This window comes from Agromyces sp. GXQ0307 (assembly GCF_044769845.1).
Classification (GTDB): domain Bacteria; phylum Actinomycetota; class Actinomycetes; order Actinomycetales; family Microbacteriaceae; genus Agromyces.
This window is the reverse complement of record NZ_JBIZVY010000004.1, coordinates 262456-287405: the sequence shown is the minus strand read 5'-3', so window position 1 is coordinate 287405 and position 24950 is coordinate 262456. Positions and strand designations below refer to the sequence as shown.

The following is a 24950-nucleotide window of genomic DNA, read 5'->3' as shown; positions in this document are numbered from 1 at the left end:
CGATTCAGAGCTCGCGCGCGACGTACCGTTCGATCTCGTCGTCGGATGCGGTGATCCCGGCGTCCGTCAGTCGACGGCGCAGTTCCGCCTCCTCGTCGCGCGCGTGTCCGAGGCGCACGTCGCTCCGCACCTGCTCGAGGATTCCGGCGATACGGTCGGCGCGGCTCGCGTCGGCCGCGCCGTCCTCGATCGGCTCATCCTGGGTGTCCGGTGTCTCGGCCATGGTCCCTCCTCCGGCGGCGTGCGGGCCGCCTCTCCGATGCTCGTCGCGGGCGCGACGTCCGTCGAGGCATTGACAGCTCACGTCACCGTGATCAGCGTGCGCTGCCAGCCCGTCGAGCCGTCGGGCGCGATCGGCGCACGCTCCTCCACCTGGAGGCGCCCGTCGCGGTCGATCGCGCGCACGGTCGCGTAGTGGGTGCCGGGCGCGGCATCCCACTCGAGCGCCCACTGCACCCACGTGTCGGCGTTCAGCGGCGTCGAGAGCCGCGCCGGCTGCCAGTCGCCGTCGTCGATGCGCACCTCGACGCGCTCGATGCCGACCGTCTGCGCCCACGCCACGCCGGCGAGCATCGTCGGCCCGGCGGGCACGGGGCGACCGGGCTTCGGAGTGTCGATGCGGGAGGAGAGCTTGATCGGCGCCTCGGCGCTGTAGCCGCGCGGGGTCCAGTAGGCCTCGTCGTCGGCGAACGTCGTGACCGTCAGCTCGGCGAGCCACTTCGTCGCGGAGACGTAGCCGTAGAGGCCCGGCACGACCATCCGCACCGGGAACCCGTGCTCGAGCGGCAGCGGCTCGCCGTTCATGCCCACCGCGAGGATCGCGTCGCGATCGGCCGCGGTGAGCGCGGCGAGCGGGGTGGAGGCGGTGAACCCGTCGACGCTCCGCGAGAGCACCATGTCGGCGCCGCGCTCCGGACCGGCGAGGGCGAGCACGTCGCGCACGGGCACGCCGAGCCAGATCGCCGTGCCGACGAGGTCGCCGCCGACCTCGTTCGAGACGCAGGTGAGCGTCACGGCGTACTCGTCGAGCCCCATCGCGACGAGCTCGTCGAAGGTCAGCTCCACGCGTCGCCCGACCCGCCCGTCGACGACGAGGCGCCAGGCCGCGGGGTCGACCTCCGGTACCGTCAGGGCGGTGTCGACCCGGTAGAAGTCGGCGTTCGGGGTGATCAGCGGGCTGAGGCCCGGCACGTCGAGCTCGGCGCCCGCGGGCAGTGCCACGGTCGAGCGGGGCGGCGGCAGGCGGAGCGCGTCGCGGATCGCCGCGATCGAGGAGGACGCCGCGACCGCGATGCGCGCGCCGACGCCCACGACCACCGCGGATGCCGCGGCGATGCCGGTCAACGCCAGGAAACGCCGTCGGTCGAGGCCCGGCTCGGCACCCGAGCGATCGGCGCGCCATGACCGGAGCCGCGCGATGGCGCCCTGCAGCACGAGGATCCCGGCGACCGTGCCGGCGACCGGGGGACCCCACGCCCAGTCGGTCGCGCCGGCGCGCGTGGTGATCGCCGCGAGGGATGCCGCGCCCGCGATGCCGACGGCGACGAGCCCGAGCGGAGGGCGGACGAGCTGCAGGACCCCGGCCGCCGCGCTCGCGACGATCACCGCGAGCCCGAGGCCGCCGAGCAGCACCGACTTGTCGGCCTCGCCGAAGGTCGCGATCGCGAACTCCTTCAGCGGTTGGGGGACCACGTCGATGACGAACGCGCCCACCGCGAGCACGGGACTCGCCTCGCGTGCCACGAGCAGTGCGACGAGTTCCGCCACCGCGAGGAACGCGGCGCCCGACACCACGCCCGCGATCGCGGCCCATGCGGCGAACCGGAGGCGGGAACGATGTGTGGTCCCGGTCGGGGTCATGGTCCCTCCGTGCCCGCGGGGATCTCGGAGCCCGCTGCACGGTGGTTCGGTGCGCACGGCGATCCGGTTCGGCCGAGATCCGATCCGGCCGAGTCCGCGGTCGGTGTCGGCGGCGCGTGATGGGCTGGGCGCATGGGGTTCGATGCGCAGTTCCTGGGGGTCGAAGCGCCGATGCCGGCGGTGCCCGAGGCGGAGGCCGGGGCATCCGTCGCCCTCGACTACCTGCACTTCACGATCGTGCTCGACACCCGCAGGCGGTTCGCGCGCATCACGGGTGTCAACGTCGACGGCGGTGCGCTCGTCGAGGTCGAGCGGGGCGACGACTGGCGGTACGACGCGCGCATCCCGGAGGACTGGCAGGCCGGGCCCGAGGTCTACGCGCGGAACGACCTCGACCGAGGGCACCTCGTCAGGCGCCGCGACCCCGTGTGGGGGCCGCCCGAGGTCGCCGTCCGGGCGAACGCCGAGACGTTCCGCTACCCGAACGCGGCGCCGCAGCAGGCCGAGTTCAACCAGTCGCTCGAACTGTGGAACGGGCTGGAGGACCACGTGCTCGAATTCGCGCGCGTCCATCGGCAGCGGCTCAGCGTCTTCACCGCGCCCGTGCTGGCCGCCGACGATCCGCCGTACCGCGGCATCCGGGTGCCGCTGCGGTTCGTGAAGGTCGTCGCGTGGCGGTCCGGCGACGAGCTCGCGTCAGCGGGGTTCCTGCTCGACCAGTCGCCTGTCGTCGACCTCGACGACCCGTTCCGGAGCCGGGTGGGCATCGCCGCGCGCGAGCGCGCCCGGGTCGCCGCGGGCGCCACCGAGGTGCCCGACCTCGGGCCGTTCCGCACGTTCCAGGTGGCGGTGGCCGACATCGCCGCGATCACCGGGCTCGAGATGCCCGCGATCGTCGCCGCCGACCGGCTGCCCCAGGCGCTCGCCGCCGCCGGCCCGCGCGAGGTCACGCAGCCGGAGGACCTGCGGCTCGGCGCGCCGTCGTCGCGGCATCCTCGAGCAGCTGCAGCCCCTCGGGCCACTCCCCGAGGCCGCTCTCGGCATTGACGTGCCCGCGGGGGCCGAGGTCGATGAAGCCGGCGCCCCAGGCCGCTGCGGTCGCCGCACTCCAGGAGAGCTCCGCGTACGGGTCGTCCGACGAGGCGAGCACCGTCACGGCGATGCCGAGCGGTGCGACCGGGAGCGTGAAGCCGCCCGTGACCGCCGCCGCGGGGAACGCCGCGCCGGCGGGGTCTGGCGGGGCGACGAGGAAGGCGCCCGAGATGCGCGTGGACGCGGCATCCGCCTCGGCCGCCCAGTGCGCGACGGCGAGGCAGCCGAGGCTGTGCGCGACGAGCACCGGCGGGGCTGCGCTCGCGGCCACCGCACGATCGATCGCGGCGACCCAGTCGGCCAGGTCCGGCGCGTCCCATGACCTCGGAGCGATCCGGACCGCGCGCGGCAGCGCGGCCTCCCAACGCGACTGCCAGTGCTCCGGACCGGAGCCGGCGATGCCGGGGACGATGACGAGGGGGTGGGTCACGGCGCCCAGCATCGCATCCCGTGCCGCGCCGCGTCGACGCATTCCGTCATCCGTCGCGCGGTGACAGGCTGGGGCCATGGCGGAACCCGAGATCCTCCGCACCGACGTGCTCGTCGTGGGCGCGGGGCCGAGCGGGCTCATGGCCGCGGTGGTGCTGGCCCGCCGGGGCGTCGACGCCCTCGTGGTCGACGGCAAGGACGGTCCGACGCATGAATCGCGCGCCCTGCTCGTGCAGGCGCGTTCGATGGAGCTCTACGACCAGCTCGGTCTCGCCGACCGGGTGCTCGCCGGTCGCGCGGACGCGAAGGGCGCCGTCCTCTGCTTCCGGCACCGCGAGCTCGGACGGATCCCGCTCCGCCGGTTCGGGGAGGGCGTCACGCCGTTCCCCGATCTCACGATCTTCGAGCAGAGCCGCAACGAGCGCCTGCTCGTCGACGCGCTCGCCGAGTCGGGGCACGAGGTCCGCTGGCGTCACCGTCTCGTGGGGTTGCGGTCGCAGTCCTCGCTCGTGTCGGCGACGCTCGAGCATCCGGGCGGCAGCGTCGTCGTCGAGGCACGACACATCATCGGCGCCGACGGGGCGCACTCGGCCGTGCGCGAGCTGCACGGCATCCCGTTCGAGGGTGTCACGAACCAGCACACGTTCTTCGTGGCGGACGCGGTCGGTGCGAGCGGCCTCGTCGAGGGCTGGGTCAACGTGCGATTCGCGCCCGACGACCTGCTGCTCACGTTCCCGATGGGCGGCGAGGGGCACCACCGCATCCTCGGCGTCGTGCGCGACACCGAACTCGAGGGCGCCGACGAGCTGTCCGAGAAGCTCCTCCGCTCGCGCCTCGCGCGAGGCTTCACGGTCGGATATCGCGCGTCGACCTGGTTCGCGACCTACCGGCTGCACCACCGGGTGGCGGCGAGATTCCGCGACGGGCGCTGCTTCCTCATCGGCGACGCGGCGCACATCCACTCGCCGGTCGGCGGGCAGGGAATGAACACGGGGCTCCAAGACGCGCACAACCTCGCGAACGCGCTCGGCGACGTCCTGGTCGGCGGCATGCCGCCTGCCCGTCTCGACCGGTACGAGGCGGAGCGACGCCCGGTCGCGCTGAAGCTCGTCTCGACCACGGATCGGCTCTTCTCGAACGTGACGTCGGAGTCGCGCCTCGCGCACACCATCCGCGGACGTATGATCCCGACCGTCGGTCGGGTGCTCGCGCCGGTGCTGCCCCGCATCCTCGGGGGCGAGCGGATCTTCGGCCTCATCTCGCAGATCCGCATCAGGTACCGGATGTCGCCCCGCCGCCCATCGCGTTCGCAGGTGCGCGACGACATCGTCGGCAAGCGGCTGCCCTACACCGGGGGCGACCCGTCGAACTTCGACGCGCTGCGCTCGTTCCGGTGGCAGGTGCACGGCTACGGGGCGCCCGCGGAGCTCGTGCGCGGCGTCGCCGAGTCGCTCGGCCTCGAGCACCACGTGTTCCCGCCCGCGGCGGGGCGGCTGCGATCCGACCGGCTGTACCTCGTTCGCCCCGACGGATTCGTGGCGGCCGAGGCGAGCGTCGCGGCGGGCCGGCGCGCACGGCGCGGCGCCGTGCCGGCGAGCTTCGTCGAACAGCTGGACGGGTGAGCTCTCGGGCGGGCGCCGAAGGCCGGCGCCCGCCCGACCCGCGCCGCGACCCATGTCGCGACCCGGGCGTCAGCCGCCGGTCGGCGCCTCCTCCGATGCGGCGACCGGCACCGGCGCGACGCGCGCCGACCAGGTCGTCGCGTCGCGCGACATCGTCCACGGTTCGGTGCGGCGCAGGCCGTGGCATCCGAGCACCACCTTCGCGACGCCGTCGGCGAGGTCTCGCGACGACGGCGGGTTGATGCGGTTCAGCTCGTCGAGGCTGAACGCGTCGACCGCGATCGGCTCGATGGCCCCGGCCGTGAAGAGCAGCAGGTCCCACGACTCGACGTCGTCGGTCACCACGACCCGGCGCAACTCCACTCGCCCCGCGTGCTGCACCTCGTCGTCGGTCAGGCTTCCGAATGGCTTCGTCATCGTGCACCCCTGACCACAGCCAACCGCAGCGCGCCGCGGGTGGCCGACAGGTTCTGGGGCGAGTCGCGCACCGCGTATCGTCGTTGCGTGCCGCACGAGACCGATCCGGGGTCGCTTCCCGCCCACACCGACGCCACCCTCCGGCGCCGCCGGTTCGCAGGGGCGGCGACCCAGCTCGGCACGGAGGTGTCGATCAACTTCGGCTCGTCGCTCGCCGGACTCGTCATCCCCGTCGTCGGCGCATTCGTCGTCGTCGCGGTGCGCCAGCTCGTGATGGCCGCGGCGGTCCTGCCGTTCTATCGTCCGAGGCGCGCCGAGCTCACCTGGGGTCGCCTGCGCCCGGCGCTCGCGCTCGGCGTCGTGCTGGCCGTCATGAACGTCACGTTCTACATGTCGATCGACCGACTCGGCCTCGGCATCGCGGCGACGATCGAGTTCCTCGGGCCGCTCTCGATCGCCCTGTTCACCTCGCGGCGCGTGCTCGACGTGGCGTGCGCGATCGCGGCCGGCGCGGGCGTCTACCTGCTGATCGCGCCGGGCATCGGCCGGGGCGGGGCGGATGCCGCGGCCGCGGCGTCGTCGGCGGGCGCCGGCGTCGACCCGGTCGGCGTGATCCTGGCGCTCGCCGCCGCGGCGAGCTGGGCCGCGTACATCCTGCTCACCCGTCGCGTGGCGACGCGGCTGCCCGGGCTCGAGGGCCTCACGGTCGCCAGCCTCGTGAGTCTCGTGCTGCTGCTGCCCGTCGCGCTCTGGACGTTCGACGCGTCCGTCGTGGACTGGCGCGTCGCGGGGCTGCTGCTCGGGGTCGGCGTGCTCAGTTCGGCGCTGCCATACAGCCTCGACACGTACATCCTCCGGCGCATCACGCCGCGCCTCTACGCGATCATCACGAGCTTCGGCCCGGTCATCGCGGCGATCTTCGGCGTGCTCGTGCTCGGCGAGTCGTTCACGGTGGTCGAGGCGATCGCGATCGTCGTGGTGTGCGGAGCCGCGGCGGTGGCGCTCGCGACGCAGCGCGAGCGCCCGGTCTCCGACCTCGAGGTGACGGCGCAGACGATCCCCTGAGCCACGTGGGCCGGCGCGGGACGAGCGACCCGTGCGCGGGGGCGCGCCGCGTCGTAGCGTGGGAGCGGGTGCGGCGACGGGGCCGTGCGCGACGTCGAGGAGGACGCGATGGCCGTGATCGGGTGGATCGGGCTCGGGCACATGGGCGGGCCGATGGCGGCGCACCTGGTCGAGGCGGGGCACGAGGTCGTGGGCTTCGACGTCGATGCGGGCATGGCCGAACGAGCGGCCGCCACGGGTGTGCGGGTGGTGACGGATGCCGCGTCGGCGGCGCGCGACGTCGAAGCCGTCTTCACCTCGCTGCCGAGGTCCGAGCACTCGCGCGAGGTCCTCATCGGGGGAGCGGGCGGCCGGGTCGGGGTGTTCGACGTCGTTCGGCACGACGCCCTCGTGCTCGACACGTCGACCGTGGACGTCGCTACCTCGCGTGCGTGTCACGATGCCGCGGAGGCACGCGGCATCCGGTTCGTCGATGCGCCGGTGTCGGGCGGGATCGCCGGCGCCCACGCCGGCTCGCTGACCTTCATGCTCGGCGGCGAGGAGGCCGCCACCGGCGAGGCGGCCGGGTTGGTGCGGCCGATGGCCGGTCACGTGTTCGTCGTCGGCGGACCGACCGCGGGCATCGCGGCGAAGCTCGCGAACAACCTGATGCTCTTCATCACGCTGCAGGCGTCGTCGGAGGGGGCTCGGCTCGCCGAGGCGCTCGGGCTCGACCCGACGATCTTCCACGACATCGCGACCGTCTCGTCGGGCGACTCGTGGCCGCTGCGCACCTGGTACCCGGTCCCCGGGGTCGTGCCGACGAGCCCGGCGAACCGCAACTTCGAGGCGACCTTCACGACGCGCCTCGCCGAGAAGGACCTGTCGTACGCGCTCGAGGCGGGCGAGGCGGCCGGCCTCGACCTCGCCGCCGGGCGGCTCGCGATGGAGCGGTTCACCCGCCTGATCGACGAGGGCCACGGCGACCTCGACTGCAGCCTCGTCGTCAAGTACGTGGGTCGCGACGGCCGCACGCCGGGGTTCGACCCCGGCGACTGAATCCTGTCGAGTTCTTGCAGGCACTCGCGTAGCATTGCCGCCGTGTCGAGGAGACTGGCGGACGTCGCGCGCAAGGTCGGCGTGAGCGAGGCGACGGTCAGTCGCGTGCTGAACGGCAAGCCCGGCGTCTCCGCGTCGACGCGCGATGCGGTGCTCACCGCGCTCGATGTGCTCGGCTACGAGCGGCCGACGAAGCTGCGCGGCGAGCGCGCGCGACTCGTGGGCCTCATGATGCCCGAGCTGCAGAACCCGATCTTCCCCGCGCTCGCCGAGGTCATCGGCGGTGGTCTCGCCCAGAACGGCTTCACGCCCGTGCTCTGCATCCAGACGGCGGGCGGGGTCTCCGAGTCCGACTACGTCGAACTGCTCCTGCACCAGCAGGTCTCGGGCGTGATCTTCACGGGCGGCGCCTACACGCAGGCCGACGCGAACCATGAGCACTACGACCGGCTCCGCGAACTCAAGCTGCCGACCGTGCTCGTGAGCGCGCCGGTCGACGGGCTCGGCTTCTCGACCGTCTCCTGCGACGACGCCGCCTCGATGGAGCAGGCGTTCGGGCACCTGCTCCAGCTCGGGCACGAGCGCATCGGCATCCTCCTGGGGCCGGGCGATCACGTGCCCTCGCAGCGAAAGCACGCCGCGGCGCTCGCCATGGCCGAGCGGCACGGCGTCGACCTTCCCGACGAGCGCGTGGTGCACTCGCTGTACTCGCTCGAGTCCGGGCAGACCGCGGCGGCGAAGCTGCTCGCCACCGGCGTCACGGGCATCGTGTGCGCGAGCGACCCCATGGCGCTCGGGGCGGTGCGCGCCGTGCGACGTGCGGGCCTCCGCGTGCCCGAGGACGTCTCGGTCATCGGCTACGACGACTCGGCGCTCATGAACTGCACGGATCCGCCCCTCACGACGGTGCGCCAGCCGATCGAGTCGATGGGCAAGATGATCATCGAGCTGCTCATGCGGCAGATGTCGAGCGACGGTGTCACGGGCGACGAGGTGTTCTTCGCGCCCGAGCTCGTGGTGCGCGCGTCGACCGCGCCCGCCCCGCGCTGACGACCGCGGGTTCCTGAGCTCGACGGGAGCGCGATCGGGCGCGCCCTCGAACCGCCGCCGACCCGGTTTCGCAAGCCGTTCCCGCAATGTCGCGCAAGTCGTCGCAAAGTTTTGTCTCGATGTTGAAAAGTTGCATCATCCTGTTGCTCTCATTACGTTGACGGGCATCGACGCCGTGGTCCTCCCGACTCGGCGCGCCGATCGCCGACGACAGGAGCACGACCGCCGTGACCACGCACCTCACCGAGGCCGCCGCAGCATCCGTCGGCGCACCCGCGGCAGCCGCCGCCGGCCCGGCGACGACGACCCACGCGACGCTCACGGCCGACCCGCTGTGGTGGCGGAGCGCGGTGATCTACCAGGTGTACGTGCGCAGCTTCGCGGACTCCGACGGCGACGGCACCGGCGACCTGCGCGGCGTCCTCGCCCACCTCGACCACCTCCAGGAGCTCGGCGTCGACGCGCTCTGGTTCAACCCCTGGTACCCGAGCCCGCTCGCCGACGGGGGCTACGACGTCGCCGACTACCGCGACATCCACCCGGCCTTCGGCACGCTGGCCGACGCGGAGGAGCTCATCGCCGCGGCACTCGATCGCGGCATCCGCACCATCATCGACATCGTCCCGAACCACGTCTCGCACGAGCACCCGTGGTTCCGCGCGGCGCTCGCCGCCGGTCCCGGCAGCCCCGAGCGCGAGCGGTTCTGGTTCCGCCCGGGCAAGGGGCCGAACGGCGACGAACCGCCGACGGGTTGGGTCTCGAACTTCCAGGGCGGCACGTGGACCCGCACGACGAACCCCGACGGCACGCCGGGGGAGTGGTACCTGCACCTGTTCGCGCCCGAGCAGCCCGACCTCAACTGGAACCACCCCGACGTTCGCGCCGAGCACGAGGACATCCTGCGGTTCTGGTTCGACCGCGGCGTCGCCGGCGTGCGCATCGACTCGGCCGGCCTGCTCATCAAGGACCCGGAGCTGCCCGAGGTCCCAGAGGTCGTCGCGCCCGGTGCGCACCCCACCGAGGACCGCGACGAGGTGCACGACGTCTACCGCGCCTGGCGGCGCATCGCCGACTCGTACGAGGGCACGCGCGTGCTCGTGGGCGAGGTCTGGGTGCCGGATGCCGCCCGCTTCGCGGCCTACCTCCGACCGGACGAGATGCACACCGCGTTCAACTTCGACTTCATGGCCCGCCCGTGGGACGCCGCCGAGCTGCGCGAATCGATCGACCTCATGCTCGACGCGCACGCGCCGGTCGGGGCGCCGAGCACGTGGGTGCTCTCGAACCACGACGTGACCCGGCCGGTGACGCGCTACGGCCGCGAGGACTCGGGCTTCGCGTTCGCTCGCAAGCGCTTCGGCACGCCGACCGACCTCGAACTCGGCACGCGTCGCGCCCGCGCGGCCGCCCTGCTCACCGCGGCCCTGCCCGGTTCGCTCTACCTCTACCAGGGCGACGAGCTCGGCCTGCCCGAGGTCGACCTGCCGCGCGAGGTGCTCGAGGACCCGATGCACTTCCGCTCGGGCGGCGTCGACCCGGGGCGCGACGGATGCCGCGTGCCGCTGCCGTGGCGCGGGACCGCGTCGCCCTTCGGCTTCAGCCCCGACGGCGCCGCCGCCGCGCCCTGGCTTCCGCAGCCTGCCGAGTGGGCCGCGCTCAGCGTGCAGGTGCAGGAGGCGGACGCCGGTTCGATGCTCCGGCTGTACCGCGACGCGCTGCGCATCCGCCGTCGCGAGGCCGGCTTCGGCGACGGGCCCATGGCGTGGCTCGACCTCGGGCCCGACGTGCTGGGCTTCCGCCGGGGCGACGACCTCGTCTCGGTGACCAACCTCGGCCGCGAGGCGGTCGAGCTCCCCGATCACGAGCGGATCCTGCTCGCGAGCGCCCCGCTCGCCGGCGGCCTGCTCGCACCCGACTCGACGGCCTGGCTCCGCGTGCGGACCGGGACGGAGAGCCCGCGGCGCGCCGCGGAACGCACCCACCTCCGCATCACCACCTGAACACAGCACCGAAAGGACCACGACAATGAAGTCATCACGCAGGATCGCGATCGCGGGCGTCACCGCGCTGGCGGTCGCGGGCGCCCTGGCCGGCTGCACGTCCGCCGGCGGCTCGGAGGACGGCAAGCTCGAGCTCCGCGTCGCGACCTTCCCGCCGGGCGCCGACCAGGCGGCCTACGACGCGTTCGCCGAGCAGGAGGCGCAGTTCGAGGAGGCGAACCCCGACATCGACATCGTCGGCGTCGAGTACGAGTGGACGGCCCCGACCTTCGCGGCCCAGCTCGCCGGCGGCAGCCTGCCCGACGTGTTCACCGTGCCGTTCACCGACTCGAAGACGCTGCTCGAGAACGGCCAGCTCGCCGACGTCACCGACGAGATCGAGGAACTCGGCTACGCCGACAAGTTCAACCCGATCATCCTCGAGGAGGTCACCGACGCCGACGGCCGGGTCTTCGGGTTCCCGCGCCAGGCGTACGCCAACGGCCTGCACTACAACCGCGCGCTCTTCGAGGAGGCGGGGCTCGACCCGGACAGCCCGCCGACGACGTGGGACGAGGTCCGCGACGCGGCGAAGCAGATCTCCGAGGCGACCGGCAAGGCGGGGTACGCGACCATGGCGACCGGCAACACGGGCGGCTGGCAGCTCTCGGTGCAGGCCGACTCGCGCGGCGCAACGCTGCAGGAGGCGAACGACGACGGCACCTACACATCGACGATCGACAACGAGGCCACGAAGGCGACGCTCGAGTACCTCCACGACCTCCGCTGGGAGGACGACTCGATGGGCGCGACCTTCGACTACGACTGGGGCACCATCAACCAGGAGTTCGCCGCCGGCAACCTCGGCATGTACACCTCGGGCTCGGACGTCTACACCGCGCTCGTGCGCGACTTCGGCATGGCCCCCGACGACTACGGCCTCACGGTCATCCCGACGGAGAACGGCGGCGGCGTGCTCGGCGGCGGCGACATCGCCGTGATGCCGCCGAACCTCGACGAGGAGACGAAGGCGGCCGCCGTCGCATGGATTGACTGGTACTACATGCAGAAGCTGCTCGACGAGGACGCGGCGGTCGCCGACGCGAAGGCGCTCTCCGACGCGGGCCAGGCCGTGGGCACGCCGGTGCTGCCCGTCCTCGACCAGGCGACCTACGAGGAGTCGCTCACCTGGATCGAGCCGTACGTCAACGTGCCGCTCGACCAGATGGCGGGCTTCACCGAGGGCATCTTCGAGCAGACGCCGATCGGCGAGTTCAAGGGCCAGACCCAGCCGATCTACGCGCTCATGGACAACCTCGTGCAGGCCGTCCTCACCGATGAGAACGCCGACATCGACGCGCTGCTGCAGCAGGTCGACGTCGACGCGCAGGCACTGCTCGACCAGTAGCCCCGCGCCCCGGTGGTCGAGTAGCGGCGGAGCCGACCCTCCCGGTGGTCGAGCTGACCCTCCCGGTGGTCGAGTAGCGACGCAGGAGCGTATCGAGACCTCATCGCGCGATCTCGATACGGCCGCAGGCGGCCTACTCGATCACCGGGGGCCTGGCGGCCCACTCGACCACCGGACTTCCGACCACGCACCCGACCCAGGAGCACCGATGACGATGACGCGAGAGCCGGACGTCGCGGCCGAGCCCGACCCCGGCACGCCCCCGCCGCACGTGACGCCCGCCCGCCGGAAGCGCCGCCGCACGCCGATGACCTGGCTGCGGGGCGGCGGCCTGTCGAACCTCGCCTTCGTCGCCCCGATGCTCGTCGTCTTCGCCGTCTTCAGCTGGGGGCCGATCGTGCAGGCGGTCGCCATGAGCTTCCAGAGGACGAACCTCGTCTCGCCGCCGGTGTTCGTCGGCCTCGACAACTTCGTGCGCGTGCTCTCCGACCCGAACCTCGGCACCGCCGTCGTGAACACGCTGTACTTCGCGGTGCTCGCGCTGCTCTTCGGCTTCCCGCTGCCGCTGCTCCTCGCCGTCATGATGAGCGAGGTGCGGAGAGGCAAGGGCCTGTACAGCGCGCTCGCGTACCTGCCGGTCGTGATCCCGCCCGTCGTCGCGGTGCTGCTGTGGAAGGTGTTCTACAACGCGAGCCCGGACGGCGTGTTCAACACGATCCTGGGCTGGGTCGGCATCCCGCCGCAGCCGTGGCTGCAGTCGTCCGCGACCGTGATGCCCTCGCTCGTGCTCGAGGCGACGTGGGCCGCCGCCGGCGGCGCGATCATCATCTACCTCGCCGCGCTCATCGCCGTGCCGCCCGAGCTCTACGACGCGGCCGAGGTCGACGGCGCCGGCATCTGGCGGAAGATCTGGCACGTCACGCTGCCGCAGCTGCGCGGGGTGCTCTTCATCATGCTGATCCTGCAGGTCATCGCGACGAGCCAGGTGTTCCTCGAACCGTTCCTCTTCACGGGCGGCGGGCCGAACAACGCGACGCTGACCATCCTGCTGCTCATCTACCGGTACGCGTTCCAGAACAGCCTCGGCGGCGCGTACGGCGAGGCGACCGCGCTAAGCCTCATGCTCGCGGTCTTCCTCGCCCTCCTCAGCTTCGCGTACTTCAAGCTCACGGAACGTTGGAGCACGAATTGACCGCCGCACCAGACGTCGACCGCGGCGTGCTCTCGCGCGCCGACCGCCGCCGCACCAGCGTGCGCGCCTCGATGACGTTCGTGCACGGATTCCTGTTCGTCGGCCTCGTCGTCGCCGGCCTCGGCCCGCTGCTGTGGCTCGCGAAGGCCGCCGTCACGCCGACGCAGGACACGCTGAGCCAGCCGTTCGCGCTCTGGCCGAACGGCATCGACTGGGCGAACCTGTCGACCGCGTGGAACGACATCCACATCGACCAGTACTTCCTCAACACGATCTGGGTCGCCGCGGGCTCCTGGTTCTTCCAGCTGCTCATCGCCACGACCGCCGGGTACGCGCTGTCGGTGCTGCGGCCGAAGTACGCGCCGATCCTCAACGCGCTCGTGCTCGCGACCCTGTTCATCCCGGCCGTCGTGCTGCTCGTGCCGCTCTACCTCACGATCCTGCACCCGCCCGTGATCGGCACGTCGCTGCTCAACACGTACTGGGCGGTGTGGCTGCCCGCCGCGGCGAACGCGTTCAACATCCTGCTCGTCAAGCGCTTCTTCGACGGCCTGCCGCGCGAGGTGTTCGAGGCGGCGAAGACGGATGGCGCGGGGCCGTTCCGGGTGTTCTGGTCGATCGTGCTTCCGATGTCGAAGCCCATCCTCGGCGTGGTGTCGGTGTTCGCGGTCATCGCGGCGTGGAAGGACTTCCTCTGGCCGCTGCTCGTGCTGCCCGACCCGGCGGTGCAGCCGCTGTCGGTGCGCCTGCCCGCCGTGCAGTCGCAGACCGAGCTCGACGTGTTCCTCGCGGCGCTCGCGATCTCGACGCTGATCCCCGTGGTGCTGTTCCTGCTGTTCCAGCGGCTGTTCCTGCGCGGGGCCGGGCTCGGCGGCGCGGTCAAGGGCTGACACCGTCGGATCGTCGAGATTGCGGTCCGCGCGGCGCGAGCTCGCGGCATCCGTTCACCTCGATCTCGGTACCCTCGGAGGGGGCGACGCGAGGAGGTGCGGATGGGGGGATTCCCGTGGCCGTGGCGGCGTGAGCGTCGCCGGGTCAAGATGGCGCCGTTCGACCGTTCCCGCCTGCCCGAGGCGCGCACGGCCTCCTTCGACGAGATGCTCGAGGAGGGCCTGATGATGGCCGAGTCGGCGGGGCGGATGGCGCTGAAGAACCGTCTCATCGTGCACGCCCTCCGCACCGACGAGCCGTTCTCCGACGAGCACGCGGCCACCGAGGCGCGGGCGGTGCTGTACGAACTCGTGCAGGAGGCCGACGAGGCCGCCGAGCACGTCGCCGAGGAGCGCGCGGCCGCCGGCACGCGCGAGGGCCGCTCGCAGCACCAGCACGACTACCACCGCGACGACCTGCTGAACCTGCGTCGCCGCGAGAAGGTCTACGCGTCGGTCGCGAAGCAGCTCTGGACGAAGCGGTCGGATGACGCGTACGTCGCGGCGTTCGTCGAGCGGGCGCGCGACGCCGCGTGGCAGGATCTCGGCGCTGCGATCGAGCAGGAACTCGACCGCCGCTGGCCGCGCTACGACGAGGAGCCCGACTACGCCGAGCACCGCGCCGAGCGCATGGAGGTCGTGGGCGACGACCTCATGCGCGACCTCGCCCGACTCGAGGCGCAGCGCGCCGTCGAGGCGATCCCGGAGTACTGACCCGCCGGCACGGCCCGGCACGGGCCTGCGCGTCGCGTCGCGACGGGCGCGCCCGCGGCATCCGTCGCTCGAGCCGGACCGACCGGCACACTGGGCGCATGACCCGTCACTGGACCCCGCTCGCCGTCGTCTACCTCGTGGTCGCGGTCGCCGGCCTCGTCGGCACCTGGACGTACAACGCCATCGCGATCGCCGAGCGGAACGACTTCATCGGCGACCTGGTCACGAGCGGACCGGCGGTGTCGTCGATCACGACCGACCTGCTCGTCGTCGCGGTGGCGGGCAGCGTGCTGATCGTCGTCGAGTCGCGCCGGATCGGGATGCGGTTCGCGTGGGCCTACATCGTCGGCTCGGCGCTGACCGCGTTCGCGTTCACGTTCCCGCTGTGGCTCGCGATGCGGGAGCGGCGGCTCGCTGCGCTGCGCGCCGAGGGGAGCGGCGTCGACGAATGACGGGATGCGAGCACGGAGAAAGGGAGAACTGGACCACCCGTCAGCCGCGGCCGGCCGTGATGGAGGCCGGCGCGACGAGCGCCTCGACGTCGTGCCGGACGCGCTCGCGGAGGTCGGTGTCGACGAGCGAGGGCCGGAGGCCGGGCGGCGCCTGGATCCACGCCGCGACGGCGCCCGTGACGCGGACGAGGAGCTCCGCGGGCGGGTCCTGCGCGGCGAGGCCGCCCGACTCCTGCGCGTCGCGCATCAGCTCGAGCTTCTCGCCGTAGAGCTCGAGTTCGCGTGCGGTGGGCTCGAGCGCCTCGAGCGTGCGCCGAGACTGGAATCGGGCGACGTCGGGGTGGCCGACCGCGTAGTCGAAGAGCGCCACGGCGTAGCCGGGCAGATCCTCGGGCGTGAACGGCACCTCGGCGTGGACACGCTCGATCACCTCGTCGGCGACCGCGTCGTACAGCCCCTCCTTGCTGCCGAAGTAGGCGTAGATCATGCGCTGGTTGGCCGCCGCGGCGTCCGCGATGCCCGCGACGCGCGCCCCGGCGAAGCCGCCCTCCGCGAACTCCGCGAGCGCTGCGTCGAGGATCCGGCGACGGGTCTGCGCGGCGTCCCTGGCCATGCGTCCTCCGAGGCTAAGTAAGTAGGTGTTGACATACTAGCCGAGGCCGCCTACGGTATGAAGTAAGCAAGCAGTTACTTACGTGGAGGATCCATCATGGCCAAGACCGCTCTCGTCACCGGCGCCTCGTCGGGCATGGGCCGGGAGATCGCCCTGCGCCTCGCCGCCGACGGCTATACGGTCTACGGCGCCGCGCGCCGCGTCGACCGGATGCGCGACCTCGAGGCGTCCGGCATCCGCGTCATCGCGATGGACGTCACCGTCGACGACGACGTGGTGGCCGCGGTCGACCGCCTGATCGCCGAGACCGGGCGGATCGACGTACTCGTCAACAACGCCGGATTCGGGCTCTACGGCGCCGTGGAGGACACGGCGATGGCCGATGCCCGCTACCAGTTCGACGTCAACTTCTTCGGCGTCGCGCGTCTCACCCAACTCGTGCTGCCGCACATGCGGGCGCAGCAGTCGGGCCGCATCGTCAACATCTCGTCGATGGGCGGCGAGATCTACACGCCGCTCGGCGCTTACTACCACGCCACGAAGCACGCACTCGAGGCGTGGTCCGACGCGCTGCGCTTCGAGGTGGCGCCGTTCGGCATCGACGTCGTGATCGTCCAGCCGGGCATCATCGCCACCGAGTGGGCCGGCGTGATGGCCGAGCCCGTGCTCGAGCGCAGCGGCACCGGGGCGTACGCGGCGCTCGCGCGCACCGTCGTCGTCTCGACGGAGCGCAACTACGCCGCTGGGGGCAGTTCGCCGACGGTCATCGCAGAGACGGTCGCGAAGGCGGTCTCGGCCCGCCGGCCCCGCACGCGGTACGCCGTCGGGCGCCTCGCCAAGCCGCTCATCGCGGCGCGCCGGATGCTCGGCGACCGCGGATTCGACCGGCTGCTCGCGGCCGCTGCGCGGTGACGCCGTCCGGGGTTAGCGTTGGCGGCATGACCGACGACGTCGCCGCCCAGGCCGAGACCGAGCCCGCCATGCCCGCCGCTCCCTGGGATGCCGGGATCTGGACCCGGGAGCCCGTCGACGTCACCGCCGACGGCGACGGCATCGTCGTCGAAGCGGCAGAGGGCAGCGACTTCTGGCGCACCACCCACTACGGGTTCGTTCACGACGACGGCCACGCGCTGCTCGCCCCATGGCCCTCGGATGCCGCAGTCGAGGTCGAGGTCGACACCTCGGCCCTGACGGGGCTCTACGACCAGGCCGGCCTGTTCCTGCGCGGCGGCGACGAGCTCTGGGTCAAGGCCGGACTCGAGGTCAACGACGGCGTGCTGCACGTCGGCGCGGTCGTCACGAACCGGGTGTCCGACTGGTCGCTCGCGCCGGTGCCCGAGTGGGCGGGCGCGGTGGTCACGATCCGGGCGAGCCGGTCGGGCGTCGACGGCGACGCGGTCACGCTTCGCGCTCGAGCCGGCGACGGGCCGTGGCGCACCATCCGCGTCGCACCGTTCGATGCGGATGCGGCGACCGCCGGGCCGATGGTCTGCGCGCCGACGCGGGCGGGCCTGGCCGTACGATTCACCGGGTGGGCCCTCGTACCCGCCGACGTCGACCTGCACGAGGATCCGCCGACGGCCTGACCGGCCCGGCGCCCGGTCGGCGCACCGACTCCGATCGGCCGCTGAGACGAACGGGACCAGGGTCCCATCGGGCGGAGCCCGCGCCACCTACGCTGGCCGCGCATGGACGAGCCGCGCGTCACGGAGCCGGCGGCATCAGGGCTGACGAGCGCGGATGCCGCAGCGCGCCGCGCCCGCGACGGTGCGAACGCGCTGCCCGGCGCGAAGCGCCCGTCGGTCCTCCGCCGACTGGTCGGCGAGCTCACGCACTTCTTCGCGCTGCTGCTGTGGGGCGCCGCGGTGCTCGCCGTCCTCGCGGGCCTCCCCGAACTCGCGATCGCGATCATCGCGGTGATCGTCGTGAACGCGATCTTCGCGGTCGTGCAGCAGGCGCGCGCCGACCGGGCGGCGGACCGGCTGCAGAAGATGCTCCCGACGCGCGTCACGGTCCGTCGGGACGGCCGCCGGCGCCAGGTCGACGCGGTCGACGTGGTCGAGGGCGACCTGCTGCTCGTCGAGAGCGGCGACCGCGTGCCCGCCGACGCCGAGGTGCTCCAGGCGAACCGCCTGCTGGTCGACACGTCGATGCTGACGGGCGAAAGCGTCGCCGCGAGCGTCGAGCCCGGCGGCACGCTCTTCGCGGGAACCTTCGTCGTCGAAGGCGACGCGCAGGCCGTCGTGACGGCGACCGGAGCCCGCACCCGCCTCGCCGGCATCGCCCGGATGACGACCACGGCGACCCCGGACACGCCGCTCACGCGGGGGCTCCGCGGCGTCGTACGGCTGACCGCGTCGATCGCGATCGGCGCCGGCCTGCTCTTCCTGCTGATCTCGACGCTCGTCGGCAACCCGCTCCAGGACGCCTTCATCTTCGCGATCGGCGTCACCGTCGCGCTCGTCCCCGAGGCGCTGCTGCCGACGGTCACGCTCTCGCTCGCTCTCGGTTCCGAGCGGATGGCGCGCCGCTCGATCCTGGTCCGGAACCTCGAGGCCGTCGAGACGCTCGGGTCGACGACCTTCATCTGCACCGACAAGACGGGCACGCTCACGCGCAACGAGATGACGGTCGTGCGGGCGTGGACGCCCGCCGGTGAGCTCGCCGTCGACGGTGGCGGCTACGGGCCGGCGGCCGAGCTGAGTTGGACCGCGCCCGGCGCCGAGCCGGCGACGCGGGAACTCGCCCTGAGCGCGGTGCGCTGCTCGACGGGGTACGCCGAGGAGGTCGCGGGCACCTGGCATCCGCACGGCGACCCGATGGAGGCCGCGTTCGACGCGCTCGCCCGCCGACTCGGCATCGACACCGACGCCGACCGGCATGCGACGCCGCCCGAACTGCGCTTCCCGTTCGACTCGCAGCTGCGCCGCATGGCGGTCGTGCTCGCCGACGAGATCCTCGTCAAGGGCGCGCCCGACACGGTCCTGCCGCAGTGCACGGATGTCGCGGGCGCCGCGTCGAACGCGACGCCGGACGGCGCGGCGGACGGTGCGGCCGGTCCGGGCGCGACGCTCGCCGCCGCGGCATCCGTCGTCGACGACCTCACGGCGCGCGGGCTGCGCGTCATCGCGGTGGCCGCCGCACCGCGCGGCGGCCGTACGCCCGCGACGCAGCTCGAGGCGGAGCAGGGGCTGCGACTGCTGGGCCTGCTCGCACTGCAGGACCCGCCGCGCGAGGGCATCGCGGACTCGCTGCTCGCGTGCCGGCAGGCGGGTGTCCGCGTCGCCATGATCACGGGCGACCATCCCGCCACCGCCCGTGCGATCGCCGACGAGGTCGGCCTGCGCACGGCCGACGCCCCGGTGCTGTCCGGTGAGGACCTGCCCGCCGACGACCAGCACCTCGGCGCCGTGCTCGACCACGACGGCGTCGTGGTCGCCCGGGTCTCACCCGAGGACAAGCTGCGCATCGCTCGCGCGCTGCGCGCGCGCGGACACGTCGTCGCGATGACCGGCGACGGCGTCAACGACGCACCCGCGCTGCACGAGGCCGACATCGGCGTCGCCATGGGCCGCGGCGGCACGGACGTCGCGCGCGAAGCCGCCGACCTGGTGCTGCTCGACGACTCGTTCGCCGGCATCGTCGCGGGCATCGAGCAGGGGCGTGCGACGTACGTGAACATTCGCCGCTTCCTGACGTACCACCTGACCGACAACGTCGCCGAGCTCACGCCGTTCGTCGTGTGGGCGCTCTCGGGCGGCCAGTTCCCGCTCGCGCTCGGCGTGCTGCAGATCATCGCGCTCGACCTCGGCACCGACACGCTCTCGGCCGTGGCGCTCGGCGCCGAGAAGCCTGCGAAGCACCTGCTCGAGGGTCCGCCCGTCGGCGGCCGGCTCATGAACGGCACCGTGCTGCGCCGCGCGTTCGGCGTGCTCGGGCCGCTCGAGGCCCTGCTCACGATGACCGCGTTCGTGGTCTCGCTCGTCGCGCTCGGATGGCGTCCGGGCGAGGCGTTCCCGACCGGCCCCGACCTCATGGCGGCGTCGGGCGCGGCGTTCATGACCGTCGTGCTGGCGCAGACCGCGAACGCGTTCGCGTGCCGCTCATCGACGAGGTGGCCGGGCGCCCTCGGATGGTTCGGCAACCGCCTGCTCGTCGTCGGCGTGCTCGTGGAGCTCGCGTTCTCGCTCGTGGTGCTGCTCCAGCCGACCGTCGCCGAGATCCTCGGGCAGGCGACGCCGCCGCCCGCGGGCTGGGCGGTCGCGCTCGCGTCGATGCCGATCCTCATCGCGGTGGACGCCGCCGACAAGCGGGTGCGTGCGCGGCACGTGCACCCGCACGCGGCCGCCGGCGCCGGTGGCACGACGCCACCGGCGGGGCGCGCCGCGGCGCCTACGGCGTGATGTGGTGGCTGGGGCGGAACACGTCGTCGGGGTCGACCTGGCGTTTGATCGCGCGCAGGCGCGCGAGCGTGTCGGGCGGGTAGATCTCCGTGACGGTGTCGTCGCCGAACTCGGGCGTGAAGTTGGAGTAGCGGCCGTTCGTGAACGCCATCGCCGCGTCGACACCGTCGTGGGCCGAGGTGAGCGCCTCGGGGCCGGAGCCCTCGGGCACGAACCGGTTCACCGCGAAGAGCGCCTCGCCGTCGCGCTGGGCGACCGCGGTGGCATCGGCCGCCACGCGGGAGAATGCACCGCCGAGACCGCGAAGCAGCAGCATGGTCGGCAGGGGGTGGTCGAGCGTCGACACGAACGCGTCGAGCGCCGCGTCGGAGAGGTCGGGCACGAAGCCGTTGCCGCCGACCATCTCGAACGGCGGCGTGCCGGGCGGGCCGTCCTCGAGGAGATCGGGGTAGTCGACGGGCCCGAGCACCACGTCGGTGACCGACGGCAGCGACAACAGCGGCTCCAGCAGGCGACGGAGCTCCTCCTCGGAGCCCTGCAGCGCGACCAGGAGCTGAGGCCCTCCGGGCATCTCGGGGCCTATCGGCGGCATCACGAGGAGCGTCGAGTTGAGCTCGTCTGGCCCGTCGCGCATGACGTCGCGCCACGCGCCGAGCACGGCACGCGGGTCGGACTGGTCGAACATGACGTGGCCGCCGACGAGTCCGTCGACCGGCGCGGCCTGGAACGTGAACCGGGTCGCGATGCCGAAGTTGCCGCCGCCGCCGCGCACCGCCCAGAACAGGTCGGGATGATGCTCCGCGTCGAGCGTGAGCACCTCACCCGCCGGGGTGACGAACTCGACCTCTCGGAGGATGTCGATGGTCAGGCCGTGTGCGCGGACCAGCCAGCCGATGCCGCCGCCGAGCGCGAGCCCGCCGACGCCGACGTCGCGCGTGTCGCCCGAGGTGACGCCGAGGCCGTGCGGGGCGAGGGTCGCCGCGACGTCGCCCCACTGGGCGCCGGGACCGATGCGGACGAGTCCGCCGTCGGCGAGTTCGATCGCCGCGAGGCCGGTGAGGTCGATGACGAGCCCGCCCGTGGCGGGGTCGGATCCGTGACCGCCCGCGCGGACGGTGATGGGGACGCCCGCGGCGACCGCGGACCGGACTGCCTCGGCGACCTCGTCGGCGGAGGTCGGGCGCACGACCGCGTCGGGCGTGCCCTGGCCGGCGAAGACGTGGGCGCCGGCCTCGTACTCGGGGGTGCCGGGCGCGTGCACGAGCCGCGGCATCCGCTCACTCAGGTCGGTGACGAACGACATGTCGGTCAGTCTGGGCCGCACCGCCGACATCCGCGACCCCAGTTCAGGCGTCGCCCGTGCGATGCATCGATCGAGTGCGCCTTCTGCGGTGGAGGCCCGTTCGGAACCGCACTCCACCGCAGAAGGCGCACTCGAACGGGATGGCGAGCGGATGCCGCTCACTCGCCGCTCGGGTGCGCCCCCGCCGCGTCGATGATCCACGCGTTCGCGAACGCGCGCTCGCGCCAGGCCGCGTAGCGGCCCGACACGCCGCCGTGCCCGGCCGCCATCTCGATCTTCAGCAGCGGGTCGGCTCCCACCTCGCGGAGCCGAGCGACCCACTTCGCCGGCTCGACGTAGAGCACGCGCGTGTCGTTCAGCGACGTGATCGCGAGGATCCGCGGGTACCCGACCGCGTGCACGTTCTCGACCGGCGCGTACGACTTCATGTACGCGTACACCTCGGGGTCGTCGAGCGGGTTGCCCCACTCGTCCCACTCGATGACCGTCAGCGGCAGCGACGGGTCGAGGATCGACGTGAGCGGGTCGACGAACGGCACCTCGGCGACGATGCCCGCGAACAGGCGCGGTGCGAGGTTCGCGACCGCGCCCATGAGCAGGCCTCCGGCCGAGCCGCCCTGCGCGACGAGGTGGTCGGGCGTCGTGATGTCGCGGTCGACGAGGTGCTCGGCCGCGGCGATGAAGTCGGTGAACGTGTGCTTCTTGTGCAGCTTCTTGCCGTGCTCGTACCAGAGCCGGCCCATCTCGCCGCCGCCCCGCACGTGCGCGATCGCGAACACCATGCCGCGGTCGAGCAGCGACAGCCGGGGGATCCCGAACGCGGGGTCGATGGCGTGCTCGTACGAGCCGTAGCCGTAGAGCAGGGTCGGCGCGGGCTCGCCGAGGGTGACGAGGTCGTGCCGGTACACGATCGAGATCGGCACCTTCGTGCCATCCGGCGCCGTCGCCCATTCGCGCTTCTGCGCATATCGCTCGGGGTGGTAGTCGCCGAGCACCGGCTGCTGCTTGCGTACCGTCCGGGTGCCGGATGCCACGTCGACGTCGATCACCATCGACGGCGTGACGAAGCTCCCGTAGCCGATCCGCAGCGACGGCTGCTCCCAGTCGGGGTTCGCGCCGACACCGGCGGAGAAGAGCTCCTCGTCGAAGGCGAGCTCGTGCAGCGTGTCGTCGACGGTCGCGTCGGCGGGGAGGCCCTGCGGCGGCACCTTCGCGATCGCCACGCGCGGCAGCCCGTCGCGCCGGTACTCGAGCGCGACGAAGTCGCGGAAGCCGTGCGCGGCCTCGATGCGCATGCGCGGGTCGTGGGGGAGCAGCATCCGCCTCGGTCCCTGCGGGTCGTCGGCCGCGACGCTCACGAGCTCGAAGTTCACCGCGTCGCCCTCGTTGTGGACGATGAGCAGCCGGTCCCGTCCGCCCGCGACGACGTGCTCGACGTCGTACTCGACGCCGTCGCGACGCGGCCACACGACGCGGAAGTCGCCCGTCGGGTCGGACGCGTCGAGCAGCCACGACTCGCTCGTGACGTGCGACCCGGCCTCGAGCACGAGGTAGCGCCGGCTGCGAGTGAGGCCCGCGCCGAGCCAGAAGCGCTCGTCGGGCTCGTGGAACACCTTCACGTCATCGTCGGCGGGGGTGCCGACCTCGTGCCGCCAGACCGTGTCGGGCCGCCAGGCGTCGTCGACCGTCGTGTAGAACACGTACCGGCCGCTCGGGTCGAACAGCGCGCCGGCCGCGGTGCCGGGGATCTCGTCGTCGAACGTGCGCCCCGACCCGTCGAGCGAGCGCAGCCGGATCGTGTACCGCTCGTCGCCCTCGACGTCGACGCCGAAGAGCAGCACGGACCCGTCGGTCGTCACGTCGAAGCTGCCGAGCGAGAAGAACTCGTGCCCTTCCGCCTCGACGTTGTCGTCGAGGAGCACCTGCTCGCCGGGGAGCGGCGAGCCGTTCTCGGGGATCGCGGGCGGCTCCCAGTCGTCGGCGGAGCGGACGGCCACGCGGCAGTGGATGCCGTACTGCAGCCCCTCGACCGTGCGCGAGTAGTACCACCAGTCGCCCTCGCGCGTCGGCACGCTGAGGTCGGTCTCCTTGGTGCGGTTCTTGATCTCCTCGAACACCTGCTCCTGGAGGAGCGACAGGTGGCGGGTCTTCGCCTTCGTGTAGGCGTTCTCCTCCTCGAGGTGGGCGATGACCGCCGGGTCGTCCTTGTCGCGCAACCACTCGTAGTGGTCGATCACCACGTCGCCGTGGTGGGTGCGTTCGGTCGGTCGCTTCTCGGTCACCGGAGGAGTCAGCACGACCTCAACGGTACGCCGCCGCGCTGCGCCGCGACATCCGTCGTCGATGACGTCGTGCGACCCGCGTCTTGGATCCTGGTGCGAGTGAGGTTAGCCTAAGCTCACCTCCCCTCCCTCGAACCGAAGAGGATCACCGTGTTCGCCACCTACCTGATCGGCCTCCGCGAAGGCCTCGAAGCCGGGCTCATCGTCGGCATCCTCGTCGCCTACCTCTCCAAGCTCGAACGGCGCGACCTGCTCGCCCGCACGTGGGCCGGCGTCGCGGTCGCCGTGGCGGTCGCGCTCGGCGTCGGAGCCGCGCTCACCTGGGGCCCCTACGCGCTGACGTTCGAAGCGCACGAGATCCTCGCCGGCGTGCTCTCGATCGCCGCGGTCGCCATGGTCACGTGGATGGTCTTCTGGATGGCGACGCACGGCGCCGGCCTCTCGAAGGAGCTCCGCGGCCAGGTCGACGCGGCGATGGACCGCTCGTGGTTCGCCTTCGTGCTCATCGGGGCGCTGTCGGTCGGGCGGGAGGGCATCGAGACCGCGCTCTTCGTGTGGGCGAACGTCGCCGGCGGCTCCGATCCCGTGCTCGGCACGATCGGCGCGCTCCTCGGCATCACCACCGCGGTCGCGATCTCGTGGGGGATCGCGCGTGGCCTCGTCCGCATCAACCTCTCGCGCTTCTTCACCTGGACCGGCGCGTTCCTCGTCCTCGTCGCCGCCGGCGTGCTGGCGTACGCGGTCGGAGAGCTGCAGGAGGCCGGCGTCATCCCGGGCGGCCCACCCGCCTACGACCTCGTCGGCCTGGTGCCGTCCGGGTCCTGGTACGGCGCCCTGCTCACGGGCATCTTCAACTTCTCGCCCGAGCCGACCTGGGCGCAGGTCATCGCCTGGTCGCTCTACGTCGCCGTCGTCCTCCCGCTCTACCTGCGCGTCATGCGCCGCCGTCCGACGCCGAAGAAGGTCGGGGCGACGGATGCCGCGGGCTCGGAGTCGTCGTCGGCGTCGCGCCCGTCCGCATCGGCCCGAGCCGTTCCCGCGTCCTGAGCGGGCGCCGGGCAGCGGTTCCGGAACGGGGGCGGCGCCGGGTTCGCCGCTCGGC

The 24950-nt window shown here is 72.7% G+C and carries 22 protein-coding genes; 15 read left to right on the top strand and 7 right to left on the bottom strand.

The features are described from left to right. Window positions 1–4 precede the first annotated feature (4 nt). Window positions 5–223: a hypothetical protein gene (locus tag ACIQH8_RS15775; RefSeq protein ID WP_401000387.1), complete on the bottom strand. Its 219-nt coding sequence runs from the start codon at window positions 221–223 to the stop codon at window positions 5–7. Window positions 224–300: 77 nt separating this feature from the next. Beyond that, a complete protein-coding gene (locus ACIQH8_RS15770; RefSeq protein WP_401000385.1) occupies window positions 301–1860 on the bottom strand; it encodes a molybdopterin-dependent oxidoreductase in 1560 nt (519 codons plus the stop codon). A 132-nt stretch (window positions 1861–1992) separates the two neighbouring features. Between ACIQH8_RS15770 and ACIQH8_RS15765 the strand changes: the two genes are divergently transcribed. Then, complete coding sequence (locus tag ACIQH8_RS15765; RefSeq protein WP_401000383.1) at window positions 1993–2907, top strand: DNA/RNA non-specific endonuclease; 915 nt, start codon at window positions 1993–1995, stop codon at window positions 2905–2907. Here the strand turns inward: ACIQH8_RS15765 and ACIQH8_RS15760 are convergent. Then, complete coding sequence (locus ACIQH8_RS15760; RefSeq protein WP_401000381.1) at window positions 2807–3382, bottom strand: RBBP9/YdeN family alpha/beta hydrolase; 576 nt, start codon at window positions 3380–3382, stop codon at window positions 2807–2809. The two genes, ACIQH8_RS15765 and ACIQH8_RS15760, sit on opposite strands and share 101 nt — an antisense overlap. Window positions 3383–3458: 76 nt before the next feature. Between ACIQH8_RS15760 and ACIQH8_RS15755 the strand changes: the two genes are divergently transcribed. Then, a complete protein-coding gene (locus tag ACIQH8_RS15755) occupies window positions 3459–5003 on the top strand; it encodes an FAD-dependent monooxygenase (RefSeq protein WP_401000379.1) in 1545 nt (514 codons plus the stop codon). Between the two features lie 69 nt (window positions 5004–5072). On the opposite strand, the gene ACIQH8_RS15750 is transcribed toward ACIQH8_RS15755, so the two are convergent. Continuing rightward, a complete protein-coding gene (locus ACIQH8_RS15750; RefSeq protein ID WP_401000377.1) occupies window positions 5073–5420 on the bottom strand; it encodes a hypothetical protein in 348 nt (115 codons plus the stop codon). Between the two features lie 87 nt (window positions 5421–5507). Between ACIQH8_RS15750 and ACIQH8_RS15745 the strand changes: the two genes are divergently transcribed. The 9 genes from ACIQH8_RS15745 (at window position 5508) to ACIQH8_RS15705 (ending at window position 15247) form a co-directional block, all read left to right on the top strand. Beyond that, window positions 5508–6485, top strand: a complete 978-nt coding sequence (locus ACIQH8_RS15745; protein ID WP_401000375.1) for an EamA family transporter — start codon at window positions 5508–5510, stop codon at window positions 6483–6485. A 108-nt stretch (window positions 6486–6593) separates the two neighbouring features. Continuing rightward, window positions 6594–7523, top strand: a complete 930-nt coding sequence (locus ACIQH8_RS15740) for an NAD(P)-dependent oxidoreductase (protein ID WP_401000373.1) — start codon at window positions 6594–6596, stop codon at window positions 7521–7523. Window positions 7524–7565: 42 nt separating this feature from the next. Further along, the gene (locus tag ACIQH8_RS15735; RefSeq protein WP_401000371.1) at window positions 7566–8573 is read left to right on the top strand and encodes a LacI family DNA-binding transcriptional regulator; all 1008 of its coding nucleotides are present in this window, start codon (window positions 7566–7568) and stop codon (window positions 8571–8573) included. 227 nt (window positions 8574–8800) lie between these two features. Continuing rightward, complete coding sequence (locus ACIQH8_RS15730; protein WP_401000369.1) at window positions 8801–10573, top strand: glycoside hydrolase family 13 protein; 1773 nt, start codon at window positions 8801–8803, stop codon at window positions 10571–10573. Window positions 10574–10598: 25 nt separating this feature from the next. Next, window positions 10599–11960, top strand: a complete 1362-nt coding sequence (locus ACIQH8_RS15725) for an extracellular solute-binding protein (RefSeq protein WP_401000367.1) — start codon at window positions 10599–10601, stop codon at window positions 11958–11960. Window positions 11961–12168: 208 nt separating this feature from the next. Continuing rightward, window positions 12169–13152 (top strand): carbohydrate ABC transporter permease, encoded by a 984-nt coding sequence (locus ACIQH8_RS15720; protein WP_401000365.1) that lies wholly within the window; start codon window positions 12169–12171, stop codon window positions 13150–13152. Further along, the gene (locus ACIQH8_RS15715; protein WP_401000363.1) at window positions 13149–14042 is read left to right on the top strand and encodes a carbohydrate ABC transporter permease; all 894 of its coding nucleotides are present in this window, start codon (window positions 13149–13151) and stop codon (window positions 14040–14042) included. The genes ACIQH8_RS15720 and ACIQH8_RS15715 overlap by 4 nt, the downstream gene beginning before the upstream one ends. Window positions 14043–14144: 102 nt before the next feature. Next, window positions 14145–14795, top strand: a complete 651-nt coding sequence (locus tag ACIQH8_RS15710; RefSeq protein WP_401000361.1) for a hypothetical protein — start codon at window positions 14145–14147, stop codon at window positions 14793–14795. 98 nt (window positions 14796–14893) lie between these two features. Further along, a complete protein-coding gene (locus ACIQH8_RS15705) occupies window positions 14894–15247 on the top strand; it encodes a DUF2834 domain-containing protein (protein ID WP_401000359.1) in 354 nt (117 codons plus the stop codon). 40 nt (window positions 15248–15287) lie between these two features. Here ACIQH8_RS15705 and ACIQH8_RS15700 read toward each other — a convergent pair whose 3' ends face one another. Beyond that, window positions 15288–15860 carry a TetR family transcriptional regulator gene (locus ACIQH8_RS15700; RefSeq protein WP_401000357.1) on the bottom strand — a complete coding sequence of 191 codons (573 nt, stop codon included), beginning with the start codon at window positions 15858–15860 and terminating at the stop codon, window positions 15288–15290. Window positions 15861–15956: 96 nt separating this feature from the next. Between ACIQH8_RS15700 and ACIQH8_RS15695 the strand changes: the two genes are divergently transcribed. From ACIQH8_RS15695 to ACIQH8_RS15685, 3 genes are all read left to right on the top strand, one after another. After that, a complete protein-coding gene (locus ACIQH8_RS15695; protein WP_401000355.1) occupies window positions 15957–16772 on the top strand; it encodes an oxidoreductase in 816 nt (271 codons plus the stop codon). Window positions 16773–16798: 26 nt separating this feature from the next. Beyond that, on the top strand, window positions 16799–17446 hold the full coding sequence (locus ACIQH8_RS15690; protein WP_401000353.1) for a DUF1349 domain-containing protein: 648 nt from the start codon (window positions 16799–16801) through the stop codon (window positions 17444–17446). 102 nt (window positions 17447–17548) lie between these two features. Next, window positions 17549–20263 carry a cation-translocating P-type ATPase gene (locus ACIQH8_RS15685; RefSeq protein WP_401000351.1) on the top strand — a complete coding sequence of 905 codons (2715 nt, stop codon included), beginning with the start codon at window positions 17549–17551 and terminating at the stop codon, window positions 20261–20263. Here the strand turns inward: ACIQH8_RS15685 and ACIQH8_RS15680 are convergent. Together ACIQH8_RS15680 and ACIQH8_RS15675 are read right to left on the bottom strand one after the other, a co-directional pair. Then, a complete protein-coding gene (locus ACIQH8_RS15680; protein WP_401000349.1) occupies window positions 20253–21566 on the bottom strand; it encodes an FAD-binding oxidoreductase in 1314 nt (437 codons plus the stop codon). The two genes, ACIQH8_RS15685 and ACIQH8_RS15680, sit on opposite strands and share 11 nt — an antisense overlap. Window positions 21567–21724: 158 nt before the next feature. Further along, window positions 21725–23863: a S9 family peptidase gene (locus ACIQH8_RS15675; protein WP_401000347.1), complete on the bottom strand. Its 2139-nt coding sequence runs from the start codon at window positions 23861–23863 to the stop codon at window positions 21725–21727. A gap of 135 nt (window positions 23864–23998) precedes the next feature. Here ACIQH8_RS15675 and efeU point away from each other — a divergent pair, with 135 nt between their 5' ends. Further along, the gene (efeU, locus tag ACIQH8_RS15670) at window positions 23999–24895 is read left to right on the top strand and encodes an iron uptake transporter permease EfeU (protein WP_401000345.1); all 897 of its coding nucleotides are present in this window, start codon (window positions 23999–24001) and stop codon (window positions 24893–24895) included. Window positions 24896–24950 lie beyond the last annotated feature (55 nt).

Coding starts and splice junctions, on each gene's coding strand:
- ACIQH8_RS15775 (WP_401000387.1), bottom strand. CDS start 223: ATGGCCGAGACACCGGACACCCAGGATGAGCCGATCGAGGACGGCGCG.
- ACIQH8_RS15770 (WP_401000385.1), bottom strand. CDS start 1,860: ATGACCCCGACCGGGACCACACATCGTTCCCGCCTCCGGTTCGCCGCA.
- ACIQH8_RS15765 (WP_401000383.1), top strand. CDS start 1,993: ATGGGGTTCGATGCGCAGTTCCTGGGGGTCGAAGCGCCGATGCCGGCG.
- ACIQH8_RS15755 (WP_401000379.1), top strand. CDS start 3,459: ATGGCGGAACCCGAGATCCTCCGCACCGACGTGCTCGTCGTGGGCGCG.
- ACIQH8_RS15750 (WP_401000377.1), bottom strand. CDS start 5,420: ATGACGAAGCCATTCGGAAGCCTGACCGACGACGAGGTGCAGCACGCG.
- ACIQH8_RS15740 (WP_401000373.1), top strand. CDS start 6,594: ATGGCCGTGATCGGGTGGATCGGGCTCGGGCACATGGGCGGGCCGATG.
- ACIQH8_RS15725 (WP_401000367.1), top strand. CDS start 10,599: ATGAAGTCATCACGCAGGATCGCGATCGCGGGCGTCACCGCGCTGGCG.
- ACIQH8_RS15720 (WP_401000365.1), top strand. CDS start 12,169: ATGACGATGACGCGAGAGCCGGACGTCGCGGCCGAGCCCGACCCCGGC.
- ACIQH8_RS15710 (WP_401000361.1), top strand. CDS start 14,145: ATGGGGGGATTCCCGTGGCCGTGGCGGCGTGAGCGTCGCCGGGTCAAG.
- ACIQH8_RS15705 (WP_401000359.1), top strand. CDS start 14,894: ATGACCCGTCACTGGACCCCGCTCGCCGTCGTCTACCTCGTGGTCGCG.
- ACIQH8_RS15700 (WP_401000357.1), bottom strand. CDS start 15,860: ATGGCCAGGGACGCCGCGCAGACCCGTCGCCGGATCCTCGACGCAGCG.
- ACIQH8_RS15695 (WP_401000355.1), top strand. CDS start 15,957: ATGGCCAAGACCGCTCTCGTCACCGGCGCCTCGTCGGGCATGGGCCGG.
- ACIQH8_RS15690 (WP_401000353.1), top strand. CDS start 16,799: ATGACCGACGACGTCGCCGCCCAGGCCGAGACCGAGCCCGCCATGCCC.
- ACIQH8_RS15685 (WP_401000351.1), top strand. CDS start 17,549: ATGGACGAGCCGCGCGTCACGGAGCCGGCGGCATCAGGGCTGACGAGC.
- ACIQH8_RS15680 (WP_401000349.1), bottom strand. CDS start 21,566: ATGTCGTTCGTCACCGACCTGAGTGAGCGGATGCCGCGGCTCGTGCAC.